Below are 16,393 nucleotides of genomic sequence, written 5' to 3'. Positions count from 1 at the left end.
TATTTGATCCGTGCCTCTGCCTTCGCCAACCGTCTCTCCATCGACTCGTCTGTCTTCGGGCGTCCGCCTCCCAGAGCCTTTCCACGTTTGTCGTTCCGGAGCCCCTCCTCTCCGTCTTTTCGGAACGTTTGGCGCCAGCGAATCAACGCGGAATGCGCTTTTCGTTTCCCGATCACCGTCAGGTCGAATCCAGCCTCCGTGAAGATTTGTTGAGGTCCTTTTCCTTCCATATTCTCACGTACAGCTTTGACCTTGAACTCGGCCGTGTACTGGATTGAACGTTCTGATACGGAAGCGACGTTCGGATTTTCTTCGAGCTGGTTGATTTGAGTCATAGTGAAGGTGATTTTACTCATGGTTGTTTCTCCCGTCTGAATGAATAGGTTCATTATAGCGATTCGTATGCACACGAAAAACCCCGAATGATACACTTTTTATAAGTGTTTATCATTCGGGGTTCAGTTCAGTTGTATAAACCATGGATTTTTTTATAGAACGTCATTTTGTATCTTTTTATTTAGTGTTATTTATTAAACCTATTTGTTTTTCTATTACTGATACATAACTTATCAAAAAATTGTTTGCAGTAAAGTGATTCGAATATTCCACGGTATCTCTATTTTTCTCAAATCCTTGAATGACTCCATTCAAGGATTTTTTTATTTTTGATGCTGACACTCCGTTCATGAAGAATCTAAATCACTATGAATAACAGAAAGTGAATCATAGCCAATCTTCTAACAATAAAAAAAGAGTAATAAAAAAACATTGACTTCTCACTGTACTGACCATATCATACAGTTGTAAAGTGTATTAGTGTTTTAATACAACATTCATTAAGAGAGGTGATGTTATTGCATTTTGATCAACGTACCTCGATTTATCTACAAGTACTTTATTGGTTTAAAAAACGTATTGTTATGGGCGAATTCAAAAGAGGGGAAAGTATCCCTTCGCGTCGCGCACTGGCAAATGAGCTTAAAATTCATCCGAATACCGCGCAAAAAGTGTATAAGGAACTGGAAGATCAACTGTTGATTACAACTGACCGTAACGTGCCGAGTAAGGTGACGCTGGACCAATCCATCATCGATCGAGCGCGAACAGAACTTCTCGAAAATGCAGTGAAGCAATTTGTGGATTCGATATATGCAATCCAGATTCCATTAGAAGAGGTCATCATTAATTTTGAGAAAGAATACAACATTCAAAAAAGGAGTGATTTAAATGCTTGAAGTCCGTGGATTACGAAAGTCATATGGTCGAAAAAAGAATGTGTTGAACGATGTATCGTTCACTGTCCCGTTAAATCAACTGACCTGTCTCATCGGATTGAATGGGGAAGGGAAGTCCACCATCTTGAAAGCCATCATGGGCTTAGTCCCAGTAGATGCTGGAACAATCAAAGTGGATGGGAAAACGACCCACGATAGCATCGCTTTCGTACCGGATCTTTCTACGATGCCTGGGTATATGAGCGTCGGAGAAGCCGTCGCCTATATGCGCGACTATTATCCGGATTGGGATCAACAAGTAGCAGAGGAACTGATGGGGTTCTTTAAACTGATGGCGACAGACCGCATCGCCAATTTATCGAAAGGGAATAAAGCAAAGGTTAATCTGTTGATTGGATTTGCGATGAATCGACCTTACTTACTGCTCGATGAACCGTTGGCTGGGATTGATTTATTTACGAAAGAACAAATTGCGTGGATCTTCTCTAGTCACTATATGGAAGGGAAGGGCATCTTGATGACGACTCATGAGATTGCAGAAGTGGAACATCTCATCGACCGCGTTATTTTTCTTCAGAACGGGACCATCATACAGGAAGATGACTCGGAAGAGATGCGTGAGCTTTACGGGAAATCAGTACAGGATCGAATGAGGGAGGTTTATCAGACATGAAGAAATTCTTTATGCTATCAAACGAGGAAATCAAGCGAAGCTTCAAACTATACCTTTCGATATTGACGATGTTAGTGATTGTTGAACTCACATCGGTCGTATATCAGGTTCTTCATTATCAATCCAAGCTGGAGGATTTGATGAAAAAAGAGCGACTTACGGAAATGGAAGCCGTTGATCAATTGAATGGACCGTTGACGTTTGGCGATGCGACCAACTACTTCAAGTACATGATTGCCATCGGTATCATGTTCACGATTCTATATGCTTTTCAGATTTGGTACCGCGATTGGTATGGCGAGTCCAAGTACATCTACCGTTTATTGATGCTACCGGGTAAACGCATCACAATCCTCTTATCCAAACTGACAACAGTATTGGTATTTGTGTGTGGTTTCATGGGCATCCAGTGGATCACGATTCTTCTAAGTCGTAGACTCTACGAATGGTTACTCCCGGAACATTTACAAGCAGCGTCCAAAATCATCGGGGAGTCAGCTGCGTTGAACATGCTCTATACCTTCAATGTAATCGATACATTCGTCATTCTAGCGCTCGCACTCTTCGTCATCACGATGGTCTTCTTGTTCGTTTTGACAGAGCGGTCCTATCAAAAAGGGAAAGCTTTGCTGACGATCGCAAAGGATGTAGCGCTCTTAATCGTACCATTCATTACATTACGTTACTTATTTGATTTGACTAGCATTCTCATTCCGAATCAACAGGTATTCGTCTATCTTTCCTTTATTCTCATCTATTTTGCATATATAAGTTGGAAATGTGTTCGACTACTGAACCATAAAGTATCTATTTAATCATTAGAAGGAGGAAGTCATGAGACGATATAAGGAAATGATCATCGTAGGAAGCATTGCTGGCGTCACCTTACTCAGTTATTTTGGTTACGCTGCAAGCATTAAAGGATCGGATTATGAAGTCGAGAGTATACGAAAAGAAAATGCAGAAGCTCTTAAAAAAGTAAACATCGAGATTGAAAATGGAGACATCAAGCCTACTCAATACAATATCCAATTGGACGGTCAAACTCATAGTGAGTCGCAGAACTATTTCACAGGGTTGTTCAATAGCTACGCTGCAGACTTCCCTGCTGATTTCTATCGCTTTCTTTCTAAGGAAGACGTATTTACTAGTGAAATGGGCTCGCGGACATACGGAATTGAAGTAAAGGCATCTCAGTTGAAATATCATTCTTATGACAAAAGTACACAGAAACAATTTAAAAAGACGATTTCTCATCGTTTAACGGTACCGGATCGTGAAATGGCTGACATCCGTGTCTTCCATCAAGACGGCATGAACGTATACGTCCAACGGGATGATCATGGAGCAAAGGAAAAATCGACGGTGTTATTACTCAACCTTGCAAAAGGAAAAGTGGAGACGCTTCAATCCAAGCAACTCAAGACTAATCAAGAGCGTCATTATGTGGCAGTGAACGACTATGGAATTGTCTATCGTGAAATCGCATATGATGCGGAAGGGGTAGAAAAAGATAGCGCTTATTATCTAGATAACGGCAAAGGTATCAAACGAATCAAAGCACTTGATGCGTATGCAGCGGAAGGGAACTTTAATGCTGATGAAAATAGCCAATCACTGATCGCTTACGGTACGTTTGATTCAGAAAAAAGTAAAAGCATCAAATGGAGTACCTATGACTTTAAGACGAATCAAGTCAAGCAACATAAAGTGGAAGGGCAGCATGCTTACCGCTTCAATGGCTCCTATACGATGATTGCGCAGGGAAAGCTATACCATATCGCTAATATCAATGATTCGGATTTCCAAGTCACGGTAGTCGATACGAAAAATGAATCGATTTCGTATCAAGGAATCATCAAAGATAAAAATGCTAAAAAGAATCGTTTGGTACAGGATGTCACTGTATCGGAGTAATCGTGATGGACTCATGATTCACCTCGTTTACTCGCTTTTTAGAATACTAGAAATGAATTTATCTGTCAGAATCATTGACAGGGGTTTTCAAGACCACTACAGTGAAGATAACTTAAATAGAATCACTAGGGGTGTTATTAAACTGAGATGAGTAGCTACTCAAACCCTTTGAACCTGAACTAGGTCGTACTAGCGTAGGGAAGTGTAAACTCTGATGAACAAGCGGAGACGATGATATCGTTCTTTGCTATGTGATTATTTAGACGTGCGCAACTTTCCTTTTGGAGAGTTGCGTTTTTTGTTTATTACTTCGCTATTTAAGTTGCAAAAATGGATGAGGGAGTGGATAAGAATGAGCAGAACTGTATTAGTGACAGGAAGTAGTCGAGGACTTGGGGCGACGATTGCAAGGGTGTTAGTGCACAACGGATTTAAAGTGGTGATCAATTACTTTAAAAGCAAGGATGCGGCAGAACAACTTGTGAGCGAACTGGGAGTAGAGAATGCAATTGCCTTGTATGCAGATGTCACGAAGCGGGAAGATGTCGAGAGCATGATGCAATCCGCAACAGCACATTATGGTCAAATCGATGTTGTCGTGAATAATGCGTTAGTAGACTTCAAATTTGATCCGGTTGCGCAAAAATCGTTTATCGATTTAGAGTGGGAAGATTATCAAAATCAACTGGATGGAACACTTAAAGCAGCGTTTCACATCATTCAAAGTGTTTTGCCACAATTTATAGAACGACATAGCGGTAGTATCATCAGCATTGGAACAAACCTCTATCAAAACCCAGTCGTTCCTTATCATGAATACACAACAGCAAAAGCAAGTCTGATTGGCTTTACTCGAAACCTAGCCGCAGAGTTAGGTCAATATGGCATAAACGTGAATGTCGTCTCCGGTGGGTTATTGAAAGTCACAGATGCGAGTGCTGTGACAACCGCTGAAGTATTCGATTTCATTGCCCAATCGACCCCGTTGAAAAAAGTGACGAGCCCAGAAGAAGTGGCTCAACTGGTTGCCTTTTTGGCATCAGAAGCAGCATCTGGGATTACCGGTCAAAACGTAACAGTCGATGGTGGGTTAACGATGAATTAAAGCGGGCGTTTTAAAAAATTCTCAGCTTGTAAGAGAAGGGATTCGTGAACAGAAGATGACGAACAGAAATCAGTTAAATATCGGCGTTTTGTTATATGGATGTGGTCATCATCAAGCCGCATGGTTAATGCCTGATTCTGCGATTAAAGAGATCGGAGAGAGTCGCTATTATCAGCGTTTGGCTCAAATAGCGGAAGCTGGACGTTTGGATGCAGTATTTTTTGCGGACAATCAATCCTTTCCGGCTAATAATTCAACTGATTTACCTGCCTTTTGGTTGGATCCTTTAATTAATCTAACGGCTATTTCTCAAGTGACGGATCATATCGGATTAGTTTCTACGATATCGAGCACGTTCTCCAATCCGTATACAGCAGCAAGGCAACTTCTAAGCCTAGATCACGTGACGAAGGGGAGGGTAGGCTGGAACTTAGTGACCTCGATGACGGATTGGGAAGCGTTAAACCACGGGATGGATGCACTTCCACCGAGGGAGGAACGGTATAATAAGGCGAACGAATTCGCAGCATTGATGGAGAAGCTATTTTTATCTTGGGATCAAGCGGCTTTTCTTGCGAATCGATCAGATAACCAATTGATTGATCCTGAATGTATACAAGTTATCGATCATTCTGAAGCCTATTTCAGCGTAAAAGGTCCTTTGTCTACGCCGCGTAGTCCCCAAGGAAAGCCAGTAGCGATGCAAGCGGGGGCTTCTGAAGAAGGGGTTGCCCTTGCAGCCAAACATGCGGATGCCGTATATTCTGTGTCATGGAATTTTAGACAAGCCCATGCTTTTCGTGAAAAACTCCATAAGAAAATTACACAAACTGAATCACCAGATCGAAAGATTAAGATATACCCAGGCTTAGTAACGTATGTTGGTAAAACAAGAGAAGAGGCACTAGCCAAAAAAGCCGAACTAGATGAAAAATTACCGGTTGAAAATGCGTTGAAACAATTGAGTTTCTTTTTGCAGCAAGATTGCTCCACATGGGATCTCGAAGCAAAGATTCCGACCTTACCATCGATCGAGGAATTTTCCGGACCCATCGGACGCTACCGAACGATTCTAGAGATTATCGAAGATACAGATCCGACGCTCAAAGAACTATTAGGCTATTTAGCAGCAGGAGGAGGACACCTGACATTGATTGGTACTCCGGAAGAAATTGTGGATCAGTTGGAATTTTGGTTTAACGAGGGAGTAGCAGATGGCTTCAACTTGATGCCGCCGTCACTACCGTCAAGTTTAGAAGATTTTGTAGACATGATCATTCCTGAATTACAAAAAAGAGGATTGTTTAAAGACACCTATACAGGAAATACACTTCGAGAACATCTAGGTGTAACGAAAGTAGAGTAACCCATACTAACTAGCATCTTGTGATAAAGTACGGAGTATCAAGCCTCATTTCTTCTTTTATTCTATGAATTTTCTTCAGTTCATATTAAACGGTCGATAAATATAAGACGATAAACCTTATTGAAGATAAATGATGTTTGCAAGTATAGATTATAAGAACAGGAGTGTGATCTCTAAAATAAGAGGTCAAGCTCCTACTCTTTTACGCAATGATTAAAAAATGTTGTGCCATACATTCAGTTCAAATTTTTACTTTTAGATTAGATTCTCTTAGTTCTTTAAGGGTGTCATACTCTATTTCATCAATAGACTCTGTAAAAGGAATATATGCAATTCCATCAAGATCACTTGATTTTTCAACGGACTGTTTTAATAAGCAACATACATTTGACCGACCTAATTTTCCATAAAAAAATCCAAGTTCAAATATCACATTTTTTCTTGCTCTATATTGAATTTTAGGATGTTTATCCCATGTATGTATTTTTTATCAACTTCAACCAAGCTTAAGCAAGATATAGTCAAAAAGACCTCAGATTTATTAGTAGCTAAATTTATGAGAGTATCAATATTTATTTTTCATCAGAAGATAAATCAGAAAAATCTTCTTTCGATATTATGGACGAAAAACGAATTCGTTTTTCTCTTAGTAAAACCCAAGGGAATAGAGGATGGGTGTATACAAATCCAAGGAAGAAAAGAAGCCCGCAATGGTTGGATCCATTGCGGGCAAAAAAAAGCGTCAGTTATTATATTGTTTTTTTGATGATTTCGAAAGTTTCTCTAGTCGTTTACTCCTCCAACATAAAAGGAATGATAAAGGATTTTATTCAGAAATATCATAAATAATCGATACAGTCTTCTCCTTTATTCCAACTATTTTTGTTCTTTAGATTTGTTAAAAGAACCATCAGTTTTTTACAACGTTTACGAATGGACAATCTCTGCTCAACTTAGTTTTCGCTGACTTCTTTTCAGTATTATTTTATTTCGTTGTTTAAGGAATCGCTTACTTGTTTAAAGATGTTGTATGATTGTATTTCTTTTTTACTGTCATAGATGTTTGATAAGGCAATGATTTCGTCTACCTCATACTTCTCTTGAAACTCGATAACTTCTCGACGAACCGTCTCTGCATCTCCCATGATCGTATACCCTAACTTATAATGCAGGATTTCTAGCTCATACTGAGATAAGGATTCAAGGAAATCCTTCTTTGGTGGGATGAGTTGGCTGAGATTATTGGTATAAATATCGATATACACCTGCAAGTGGCTGGAGGCAATCAAAGAGGCTTCTTCCATTGAATCAGCAGCAATGATATTGATGGCAGCCAATACATAAGGCTCTTTTAGATGTTTCGAAGGTCTGAAACTTTGACGATAGATGTTAAGCGCTTCTTCCATCGTTTCTGGAGAAAATTGCGCACCGAAAGCATAAGGCAATCCTAGTCGGGCTGCAATTTCAGCGGATCCAGTAGACGATCCTAGAATGAAGACTGGCACATGTGTACCAAGCCCAGGGTATGCCCGGACATCGCCTTGTTCCTCTTCTGTTCCTACATACCGTAAAATCTCTTGAACTTCTTTCTCAAAGAAAAAGACTCCTTTATGATTAGAACGTCGAATCACATCTGCCGTTTGTTGATCAGTTCCTGGAGCACGTCCCAATGCTAAATCGACACGTTCAGGAAATAGTGTTTCCAGTGTTCCGAATTGCTCTGCGACGACTAAAGGAGAATGGTTCGGTAACATGACGCCACCGGAACCTACACGAATACGTTTTGTATTCGCTAACAAATGCTGTACGATCGATACAGTTGCAGCACTGGCATAGGCATCATGATTGTGATGTTCTGCAATCCAAATACGTTTGTATCCCATCGTATCAACAGCTTTAGCCAGTGCAACTACAGTATCTATTCCTTTTTTCATTGTTTCTCCTTGTCTTAACGGAGCAATCGATAAAACGGATAGATCGAATTTTTTCATGATTTCACCTCTATGATTCATCGTTCTAGTTGTTTGATATGCAGGATGAATCCTTTCTGTTATTCAAGATAGTATTGAAAACTGTGTTATACGGTCATAAAATCAAAATGAAGTTGTTTCCCCATCATCCGGAACAAGGACATTGGATGTGATGTCTTTACCTTTAATGAATGTCTTCAATTCTTTTCTCGAGAGTCCCCAGTGGTTTACGGCTTCCATATGACTGACTAGGATTTTGGCTTTTGGAGCGGCTTTGTACACCTTATAGACATCTTCTTTTCCCATGATCAATGGACCACCTTCTAGGAATTGATTCTGTCCTCCGTTCAAAATAAAAATCTCTGGTTTATACGTATCGATATTTTTTTTCACTTACGAATACCAAACGGTATCACCTGCTACATATAAAGTTTTTTCTTTTGGATGCTGAAAGATAACGCCCATGACATTTCCCATTTTCTTTGCCATCTCTCCGTAGCCATGACGACCATCTACTTCCGTCAGTTTGACGCCTTTAAAGGTCGTCGCTTTGCCTTCTTTCATGACTTCGATATTTGTAAAGCCTGCTTTTCGTGCCATATCTGCATCTTTTTTATCTTGCATGAACATTTTGATGTCTTTTGGAAGTTGTTCTTTTGCTGCCTGATCAAAGTGATCCTCATGCGTGTGGGTAACGATGACAGCGTCTACGTCATCCATAATCTTATCGACAGAGAATGGAAGGTCGACTATTGGATTCCGATCATCCCTTGTAGCGGGACCGAACGAATCAAATTCGCCCTTTTTAGAAAACATGGGATCTACCAAGAATTTTTGTCCTTTGTACTCTACTGTCACGGTCGCATTTCGAATTTGTTGGACCACCACGTCCTGTTTTTTCGGTTGTGATGGATTAGTTTTTTCAGTTTGTGAAGGTCCGCAAGCTGCTAATACACCGCTCAATGTGAGTGTGGTTAGAATTGCAGCTTTTTTTAATTTCGTCATTGTTAAAGCACTCCTTTGTTAATAGCTGATTTTTTATTGAGTAGGTAATATCTATCCTATGAGTCGTTTGATCCCCCTTCGTGTTGTCGGATAGAAAAAAGCTTGATCCTGTTTACTCGCTATGAAATTTAGTATATGGTCAGTATAAGAAATCAGACAAGTATGCACTTTTTTTGCATATACTATCAGAAAGGATAGTGTTACTATGAAAACTTCAAAAGGGAATGTAGCTGATAATCAAGAAACATTTTTCGGGTATACGCTTTCTCTCATCAACGGGAAATGGAAATTGTTGATTATCTATTACCTGTCAAATAACGAGCCAGTTCGTTACAACGAACTACAACGTATGATTGGTACCATCACGTATCGTACATTAAGCTCTGCTTTAAAAGAGATGGAGCGAGATGGATTGATTCATCGTCAAGAGTACCCACAAATTCCTCCAAAGGTGGAGTACAGTCTGACAGAGAGAGGCCGAACACTTTGGCCAATCATCCAAGAAATGTGCAGGTGGGGCGAATTGAATCAGAACAGTTAACGAACTCCTGACTATATGGGTTATCGTGTCAGCGAAAAGAAATAAGACAAAAAAAGGCTAAGGTTCTTTAGTATCTAAGAACCTTAGCCTTTTTGATATCTTTCATGTCATTCTTTTTGAGGAGTCAATTCGACTCGAGTTTTTTATATGGCGCAGAACGAAGCACATTAGACATGATCAAGCGGGGAGAAACGTCGCTTAATTTCATTTATCGAGAGGTAAAGCGTGTAATTGCCATGCTCAAGAATGGAATTTAACAATACATTCAATTGTTCTTGCGAAGTAACTTTTATTTTTAAGTGATAGCAACCCTCACCGGATACACGATGCGCTTCCACCACTTCTGGACATCCGTTCAAAAAACGAATGAACTGTCCATGATTAGATGTTTTCATATAAATGATGACGAAAGCTGTGTAAGAAAAGCCTAACTTAAGTTCATCAATGATCAAAGAATAGGATTGAATAATACCTTGATCCTCCAGCTTTTTGATCCGGTTGCCAACCGCCTGACCCGTCATATGAATTTGTTTTCCAATGTCCTTCCATTGAATCCTTGAATTTTCTGATAGAATCTGAAGGATTTGATAGTCGATATTATTGAGTTCCATGTTAAATTCCTTTCATGGTGAAATGATATGAAGCAGAAACGATTCATCAGCTTATCGATTAATATTGAGTCTCTCTTTATGATTAATGTGTAAGGAAAATTATAAATGAGGTGAAGATATGGATACAGCTTTAATTATTGTAGATATTCAAAAAGATTACTTTGCAAATGGAAAAATGGAGCTTGTTAATCCCGATCGAGCAGCAAAGAATGCCGCTAAAATCCTGGATTGGTTTAGAAAAAATAATAAGGAAAACATTTTCCACGTTCAACATGTAGCCAGTAGTCCGGACATGGGATTCTTTCTTCCAGATACGGAAGGCGTTGAAATCCACGAGCTCGTCCAACCGTTAGAAAATGAAACGCTCGTTATCAAGCAGTTCGCGAATAGTTTCCTTCAAACAGAATTAGGAGAGCAGTTAGCGAAGAAGCAAATCACTAAGTTAGTCGTGGTCGGTATGATGACACATATGTGTATTGATGCGACTGTTCGTGCGGCAGTTGATTTAGGCTATGAAACAACATTGATTGAGGATGCTTGCGCGACTAAAGATCTATCATATGATGGCAAGGTCGTTTCAGCTGAACAGGTTCACTATTCGTTCGTCGGCGCTTTACATGGCATGTATGCGGATGTGATGTCAACTGAACACTTTTTACAAACCCAACTGAAAATTAATGGATGATGAACGGAAAGATAGCGACTTGTCTTCTCTAAGTCCATAATATGAAAGCAATGAAATTCTCCTAAGAATTTTCATTGCTTTTTTATATAAAACGGTCGTTTAATATAAAAAACCAACACGCCGATAAATTTAATATAATGAGTAGGAAAGTCTTATATTTTCTCGTATATTAATCAATATCTATTTATTAAGTATAGTTAACGTTTTATATAAAAAAACCCTTCGCTACGAGATTGTTGTTTGCTCGAGCAAACAAAAAAACAGGAGGTGTCTAGATGGCGAACATTGGATATGTCAGAGTATCGACCATTGAACAAAATTTAGAGTTGCAGCTTGACGCAGTTAAGGCGGCCGGCTGTGAAAAGATTTTTGAAGAAAAGAAGAGCTCAGTAAAAGAACGTCCAGAGTTTGAAGCTTGTTTAAATTATTTACGTCCTGGAGATACATTGGTTGTTTGGAAGTTAGATCGTTTAGGCCGTCAAACTAAAAAGTTACTCGAGTTATCAGAGTGGTTAGAGGAAAACGGTGTGGGACTGAAAATACTTACTTTAGGCGTTGATACCAATACACCAGCTGGTAAGCTGTATTTCACTATTATGGCAGGTCTTGCAGAAATGGAGAGGGAATTAACAATTGAGCGAACTAAAGCAGGATTAGCTGCAGCAAGAAGTAGAGGGAGAGTCGGTGGTAGAAAGCCGATTGATCAATCAGTCATTGATAAGGCTAACATGATGTTTGAAGCTGGAATGACTGTAAAGGACATTTGTAATGTCTTGCCACTGAAACCCCCTACGTTCTATAAGTACCGCCAAAAAAAAGCTGAGGAAGTATGAGGTGTAATGATGCCTGGAGAAGTAATTGCAGTCATAAGTAATAAGGGGGGGGGTATTGAAAACCTCCATGACGACAAACCTTGCTGCTCAACTTTCATTAATCGATAAGAAAGTCTTAATTGTTGATATGGACATACAATCAGATGTGGCCGTGACGTTTGGCCAAAACCCGGATCTGTTAGAAGAAGATGTGGAATTCTCTTTATACGATGCACTTATTAAAGGTGTAGATCCTAAAAAGGCATTAGTCAGTGTTGATAAGAATATCGATCTTTTAGTTACGAATGATGATATGCTCTCATTTGAGTTTGATGTATTGTTAGATGCACGACAATTTCCTATGAAAAAGCGATTTTCACTACTTAAAGAAGTGATTGAAAAAAATTAAGGTGGATTATGATTATGTATTAATCGATACTCCAAGAAGATAGTAAATGATTTTAAGAGTCAAATGAATCCTGAGTTACGTGTGCGAGCGATTGTCCCTACACTAGTAAATCAAAGAACACTTTTACATAATGGGATTATGGAGCTATTACAAGACTATGCAATGAACTCAAAAATAAAGGTTACTAAAACGTTTATACCGACAACAATTGAGTTTGCTTCTAGTGTTGGTTTTGATCAAAGACCATTGTCTCTAGCGGCTCCTACTTCTAAAGGCGCAAAAATATACAGTGGATTATTAAAAGAATTGAAGCTTGGATAAGGAGACTATGAAATGAGTAATGAAGAAAGAAAGCTGAAAAGTTTTAATGAAGTTGCTAATGATCCATGTAATAACGCTAGCAATAACAATAGCGAAAATGTGAATAATAGTGCTCTCAAGGAAATCTTAAATACTAAAAGAAGTAACACGGTATATACCGGATTTTATATAGAAGAAGATTTATCTGAAATTTTGAATAGTCTTCAACAAAGAGGACAGCGTGGAGTAAAGTCTGCAACTGTAAATTTAGCATTGAGAGAGCTATTTAAAAAAGAGGGATATTTATGATCAACGGTGGTCTTAGTGGTGTAGAATTATTTTCGGAACGTATGTTCCCAACGAGATATGATGTTTTAGAGTATAAAATTATACCTAAAAAGGCTCGTGTTCAAGTATTTCAACAAGCAATAAAGATTTTTGATAGAAATGGATTATTGTGTGGACCCACCTTACGAGAAAATATATTTAACCGATGTTTAACAAATTTTAAAGATAGACGTGGTGTAATAGATACTGATGAATTATTATCTGAATATGCATTAGAAAACATATTTGTTAAAAATAAAATTTCTGCTTTACTCCAAAGTAAAAGTGTTGATGAGATAGAATTTTATAGTCTTATTGTTTATGCAGATGATGATCTTTTTCTATTCTTAGATTTAATTGAATTGTTATCTTACTACACTGAATTAAAAACTGATGAATCTATTTCCAAAAATCTCGATAAAGTGATTAATAATGTATTTCACCACAATGGTCTTGGTTACGAAATAATTGGAAATCAAATAATACATAAAGGAAATGACATTGTTCATAAAGAAGTTGTTAGACCGTCTCTTCAGTTTCTATCAGATTTACGTTTTAAAAATGCTAACGATGAAATGTTAAAAGCATTTTCAGATTTTAAGAATAATGATTATAAAGGTGCCATTCATAATGCAAACAAGGCTTTTGAAAGTACAATGAAGATAATTATTGAAATGAATAATTGGGATATAGTAAGCCCGACCGCAAGTAAAAAAGCACCATCGTTAAATAAAGCAACACCTGCTGCACTGATCTCCACTATAGCTGAACATTCTGAAATAGAGGGTTTTCATAATCTTGCGTTGAAAGGTTTAAAAGATTCGTTACAGTCTTTAGCCACTCTAAGAAATAGTCACGCTGGGCATGGTCAAGGATCAGAAATTAAGGATACCTATATAAGACATTGTGAATTCGCCTTGCACACTGCAGCCACAAATATTTTATTCTTAATCATGACATTTGGAAAAAATTAAATCTCAATAGAGTACTATACACTGTATGAGGATATACCCATAAAAAAATAATGAGGTGTTACTATGATTTTTATTAGTCATCAGCACAACGACAAAGAAATTGTCAGTCCGATTGCGTATGCTTTAGAACAAAGTTTTGGAGAAGAGAATGTTTTTTATGACGATTGGTCCATTAAACCTGGTGAAAATATAATTGAAAGAATGAATGAGGGGCTAGAGCAAGCAAGGTACTTCTTTTTCTTCATTACTGAAAACAGTTTAAGAAGTCAGATGGTATCTTTGGAATGGACGAGTGCAATAAAAGCACGATCTGAAAATATGAAGTTTATACCTATTAGAGCCGAAAATGTAAATGTACCCTTTGTAATTTCTGCACTAAATTATTTAGATATGAGTACAAACGGAATAGACGTCACTCTTCAACAAATTCGTGAAATTGTAAATCCAGATATAGTTAAACATGCAAGAAACGTACCAACTTTTAATAATGTGTCTGGTTATGTATATCAAGAAAACTATGATTCTTTTCATTACGTTATTCGTGCAAAAAGATTTTTTGAACCAAGTGGTTCATTAGTGGCTTGCACAACTCTTACCGAGGAACAAGCTATTTTTTCTGCTGATGTAAATACGTACGGTTATGGATACCATCCGAATTCGATGACGGTTAGTGGGCAAGTAATGAATGCTTTTGTAGTTGATCTTCAGGGAGGACTGAAAGCTGGATTTAACATCAATTTATCCTTTAAAATTCTTAATGAAGAAGGTAATAGTAATAGCGATAATGTTTATTTATTTCACCAAAAAACACAAGATGATTTTCAACTTGTAGAATTAACACCTGTATTACAAAAGCAACAAATACCATGGCTATACTAAATTAATATCAATTAACTTAAAGTCACAAGTGGTTAAAATCACTTGTGGCTTTTTAGTGTTCAATAAATAAAAGCCAACAGTAGCAATGATAGTCTAGGAATTTATTTTTTATTGTTTATTTTGTATTCATTTATAATGTAATTAATCATAGTAAGAGAGGTGATTGTATGAAGTGTTATAATTTTTTTATATGTCTAAATCAGGTCCCGGGAAAATATTGACCTCCTTCGAATCAAGTTAAATTCTAGCCAACAAACCACATGTTAAAAAAGTCTTTTTCTTAGTGAATCGAAAAGCCTTGGATAGCCGGACCATTGCGGAATTTGATATGATTCAAAACTTATTCGTACGGTAGTTCACTTAAATCGGCTTTTCTTATTTGTTGAAGATACGTGTTGGTAGTACTGATTGATTCGTGTCCAGAAAGATTCATGACTTCATAAAGCGGCATACCACTCGCTAATAATTTTGTGATAAATGAACGTCGGAACCAGTGCGGTGAGTTGTTTTGTAGTGTATATTGAGTAGATGCTACTTGGGAAATTAATCTTAATGCTTCATACGAAATAGGCATATCTTCTGCGCTTATGTTAAAACAAATATGAGAGTTCATCACACCTTCAATTTGCATCAACTGATTCAATCGATGAATGAGATGGATTGATTTTTGGGATAATGGAATACGTCGCCATTTTTCACGTTTTCCTTTAAATTCGATAAAATTCATTGAAGATGTTTCATGAACTTGATTGAACTGCAATTTTAATAATTCAGTAGCGCGCATCCCCGTCGTCAACAGTAGATACCCTATCGTTTCGTTACGCAGTTGCAACAGCTCGCGGTTCTTTTTCTGCTTCACCGTGTGACGGAAGGCGAGGGCGATCGCCTCCATCTCGTCGAAGTCGATCTCGCGCCGGAGAGGTTCCGGCTTCATCTGGTCCTTCACCTGCAGAGACAGGTCGCGCGCATGATAGTCGTTGACATGCAGGAAACGTAAGAATCGTCGCAGCATGGCATTGCGTCGTTTAACCGTCCTTGGCGCATACTGGTCATGGACGTCCTTCAGGTACTCATGCAGGTTGAGAATCGTCAGCTGCTTGACGCCCTGTGTCTTCGTCACAAAGAAACGTAAGATATAATCGAGATCTTGCTTGTAGGCCCGCTTGGTATGCGGGCTTTTTTGACTATAAATCGGAAACAACTCGGTCGCCCAAAACAGTTCAAAAATTTCGAGGTCGCTCAGCGCTTCCATATTCAAGTGATCATTCTCCAGCACCGCGAGCAACTTCTCCCGGCTATCAGCAAATGCTAGCGCTGCTTCTTCTTTGATCACAACTTTATTTTTTACTTCCTCGTTCATGATCTATCCTCCCATCTATCTGCTCAACGCTTCCTCTTTTGAAAATTTATTTGTCCGTTTACTAATCAATTAGCGAATTAATTATGTATTACATAAAATTATGACTGATTTACAAGTGTATATATAATGAAAATAAGTAATATAGCATTGTATTACATAATATCTTTATATTTAGTATAACAAACAACTACTTGTGATAATACATAATTATCACAAGTGAATTG

General features: G+C 38.3%; 19 protein-coding genes, 1 pseudogene and 1 riboswitch. Of the genes and pseudogenes, 14 read left to right on the top strand and 6 right to left on the bottom strand.

Annotated elements, in window-relative coordinates; all coding sequences use genetic code 11:
- On the bottom strand, positions 1–356 hold a 356-nt coding region (locus KNQ06_RS16145; protein ID WP_353049208.1), incomplete at its 3' end, for an HTH domain-containing protein.
- A 492-nt stretch (positions 357–848) separates the two neighbouring features.
- Between KNQ06_RS16145 and KNQ06_RS16140 the strand changes: the two genes are divergently transcribed.
- From KNQ06_RS16140 to KNQ06_RS16115, 6 genes are all read left to right on the top strand, one after another.
- Positions 849–1,235: a GntR family transcriptional regulator gene (locus KNQ06_RS16140; protein WP_251133584.1), complete on the top strand. Its 387-nt coding sequence runs from the start codon at positions 849–851 to the stop codon at positions 1,233–1,235.
- Positions 1,228–1,908, top strand: coding sequence for an ABC transporter ATP-binding protein (locus KNQ06_RS16135; protein WP_214725436.1), 681 nt, complete (start codon positions 1,228–1,230; stop codon positions 1,906–1,908). The genes KNQ06_RS16140 and KNQ06_RS16135 overlap by 8 nt, the downstream gene beginning before the upstream one ends.
- Complete coding sequence (locus KNQ06_RS16130; RefSeq protein ID WP_215148925.1) at positions 1,905–2,723, top strand: hypothetical protein; 819 nt, start codon at positions 1,905–1,907, stop codon at positions 2,721–2,723. Before KNQ06_RS16135 ends, KNQ06_RS16130 begins: the two co-directional genes overlap by 4 nt.
- A gap of 19 nt (positions 2,724–2,742) precedes the next feature.
- Complete coding sequence (locus KNQ06_RS16125; protein ID WP_215148923.1) at positions 2,743–3,825, top strand: hypothetical protein; 1,083 nt, start codon at positions 2,743–2,745, stop codon at positions 3,823–3,825.
- A gap of 117 nt (positions 3,826–3,942) precedes the next feature.
- A riboswitch (TPP riboswitch) is annotated at positions 3,943–4,043 on the top strand.
- Positions 4,044–4,177: 134 nt separating this feature from the next.
- Positions 4,178–4,930, top strand: coding sequence for a 3-oxoacyl-ACP reductase (locus KNQ06_RS16120; RefSeq protein WP_215148922.1), 753 nt, complete (start codon positions 4,178–4,180; stop codon positions 4,928–4,930).
- 55 nt (positions 4,931–4,985) lie between these two features.
- Entirely contained in the window at positions 4,986–6,296 is a 1,311-nt protein-coding gene (locus KNQ06_RS16115) for an LLM class flavin-dependent oxidoreductase (protein ID WP_215148920.1), read from the top strand.
- A 241-nt stretch (positions 6,297–6,537) separates the two neighbouring features.
- On the opposite strand, the gene KNQ06_RS16110 is transcribed toward KNQ06_RS16115, so the two are convergent.
- The 3 genes and pseudogenes from KNQ06_RS16110 to KNQ06_RS16100 all read right to left on the bottom strand — a co-directional run bounded on the left by KNQ06_RS16110 (position 6,538) and on the right by KNQ06_RS16100 (position 9,154).
- Entirely contained in the window at positions 6,538–6,729 is a 192-nt protein-coding gene (locus tag KNQ06_RS16110; protein ID WP_235504809.1) for a TIR domain-containing protein, read from the bottom strand.
- A 547-nt stretch (positions 6,730–7,276) separates the two neighbouring features.
- Positions 7,277–8,287, bottom strand: a complete 1,011-nt coding sequence (locus tag KNQ06_RS16105) for an LLM class flavin-dependent oxidoreductase (protein ID WP_053451934.1) — start codon at positions 8,285–8,287, stop codon at positions 7,277–7,279.
- Positions 8,288–8,389: 102 nt separating this feature from the next.
- Positions 8,390–9,154 (bottom strand): annotated as a pseudogene (locus KNQ06_RS16100) (MBL fold metallo-hydrolase).
- A 322-nt stretch (positions 9,155–9,476) separates the two neighbouring features.
- On the opposite strand from KNQ06_RS16100, the gene KNQ06_RS16095 reads away from it, so the two are divergent.
- Entirely contained in the window at positions 9,477–9,812 is a 336-nt protein-coding gene (locus KNQ06_RS16095; protein ID WP_053451933.1) for a winged helix-turn-helix transcriptional regulator, read from the top strand.
- 167 nt (positions 9,813–9,979) lie between these two features.
- Here KNQ06_RS16095 and KNQ06_RS16090 read toward each other — a convergent pair whose 3' ends face one another.
- Positions 9,980–10,423 carry an Lrp/AsnC family transcriptional regulator gene (locus KNQ06_RS16090; protein ID WP_053451932.1) on the bottom strand — a complete coding sequence of 148 codons (444 nt, stop codon included), beginning with the start codon at positions 10,421–10,423 and terminating at the stop codon, positions 9,980–9,982.
- Between the two features lie 118 nt (positions 10,424–10,541).
- On the opposite strand from KNQ06_RS16090, the gene KNQ06_RS16085 reads away from it, so the two are divergent.
- The 7 genes from KNQ06_RS16085 to KNQ06_RS16055 all read left to right on the top strand — a co-directional run bounded on the left by KNQ06_RS16085 (position 10,542) and on the right by KNQ06_RS16055 (position 14,809).
- Positions 10,542–11,108 carry a cysteine hydrolase family protein gene (locus KNQ06_RS16085; RefSeq protein WP_053451931.1) on the top strand — a complete coding sequence of 189 codons (567 nt, stop codon included), beginning with the start codon at positions 10,542–10,544 and terminating at the stop codon, positions 11,106–11,108.
- Between the two features lie 275 nt (positions 11,109–11,383).
- On the top strand, positions 11,384–11,941 hold the full coding sequence (locus KNQ06_RS16080) for a recombinase family protein (RefSeq protein ID WP_215148917.1): 558 nt from the start codon (positions 11,384–11,386) through the stop codon (positions 11,939–11,941).
- A 55-nt stretch (positions 11,942–11,996) separates the two neighbouring features.
- The gene (locus tag KNQ06_RS16075) at positions 11,997–12,329 is read left to right on the top strand and encodes a ParA family protein (protein WP_215148915.1); all 333 of its coding nucleotides are present in this window, start codon (positions 11,997–11,999) and stop codon (positions 12,327–12,329) included.
- A 63-nt stretch (positions 12,330–12,392) separates the two neighbouring features.
- Positions 12,393–12,650 carry a hypothetical protein gene (locus KNQ06_RS16070; protein WP_215148913.1) on the top strand — a complete coding sequence of 86 codons (258 nt, stop codon included), beginning with the start codon at positions 12,393–12,395 and terminating at the stop codon, positions 12,648–12,650.
- 12 nt (positions 12,651–12,662) lie between these two features.
- The gene (locus KNQ06_RS16065; protein ID WP_215148911.1) at positions 12,663–12,938 is read left to right on the top strand and encodes a hypothetical protein; all 276 of its coding nucleotides are present in this window, start codon (positions 12,663–12,665) and stop codon (positions 12,936–12,938) included.
- The gene (locus tag KNQ06_RS16060; protein WP_215148909.1) at positions 12,935–13,930 is read left to right on the top strand and encodes a DUF7014 domain-containing protein; all 996 of its coding nucleotides are present in this window, start codon (positions 12,935–12,937) and stop codon (positions 13,928–13,930) included. Before KNQ06_RS16065 ends, KNQ06_RS16060 begins: the two co-directional genes overlap by 4 nt.
- Positions 13,931–13,993: 63 nt before the next feature.
- Positions 13,994–14,809 (top strand): toll/interleukin-1 receptor domain-containing protein, encoded by an 816-nt coding sequence (locus tag KNQ06_RS16055; RefSeq protein ID WP_215148907.1) that lies wholly within the window; start codon positions 13,994–13,996, stop codon positions 14,807–14,809.
- A 340-nt stretch (positions 14,810–15,149) separates the two neighbouring features.
- On the opposite strand, the gene KNQ06_RS16050 is transcribed toward KNQ06_RS16055, so the two are convergent.
- Complete coding sequence (locus KNQ06_RS16050) at positions 15,150–16,169, bottom strand: tyrosine-type recombinase/integrase (RefSeq protein ID WP_215148905.1); 1,020 nt, start codon at positions 16,167–16,169, stop codon at positions 15,150–15,152.
- Positions 16,170–16,393 lie beyond the last annotated feature (224 nt).

The organism is Exiguobacterium sp. s91 (assembly GCF_018618915.1).
In the GTDB taxonomy this organism is placed as follows: Bacteria; Bacillota; Bacilli; order Exiguobacteriales; family Exiguobacteriaceae; genus Exiguobacterium_A; species Exiguobacterium_A abrahamii.
Note: the sequence above shows the minus strand (reverse complement) of the source record. Positions and strands in the feature narration are given on the sequence as shown.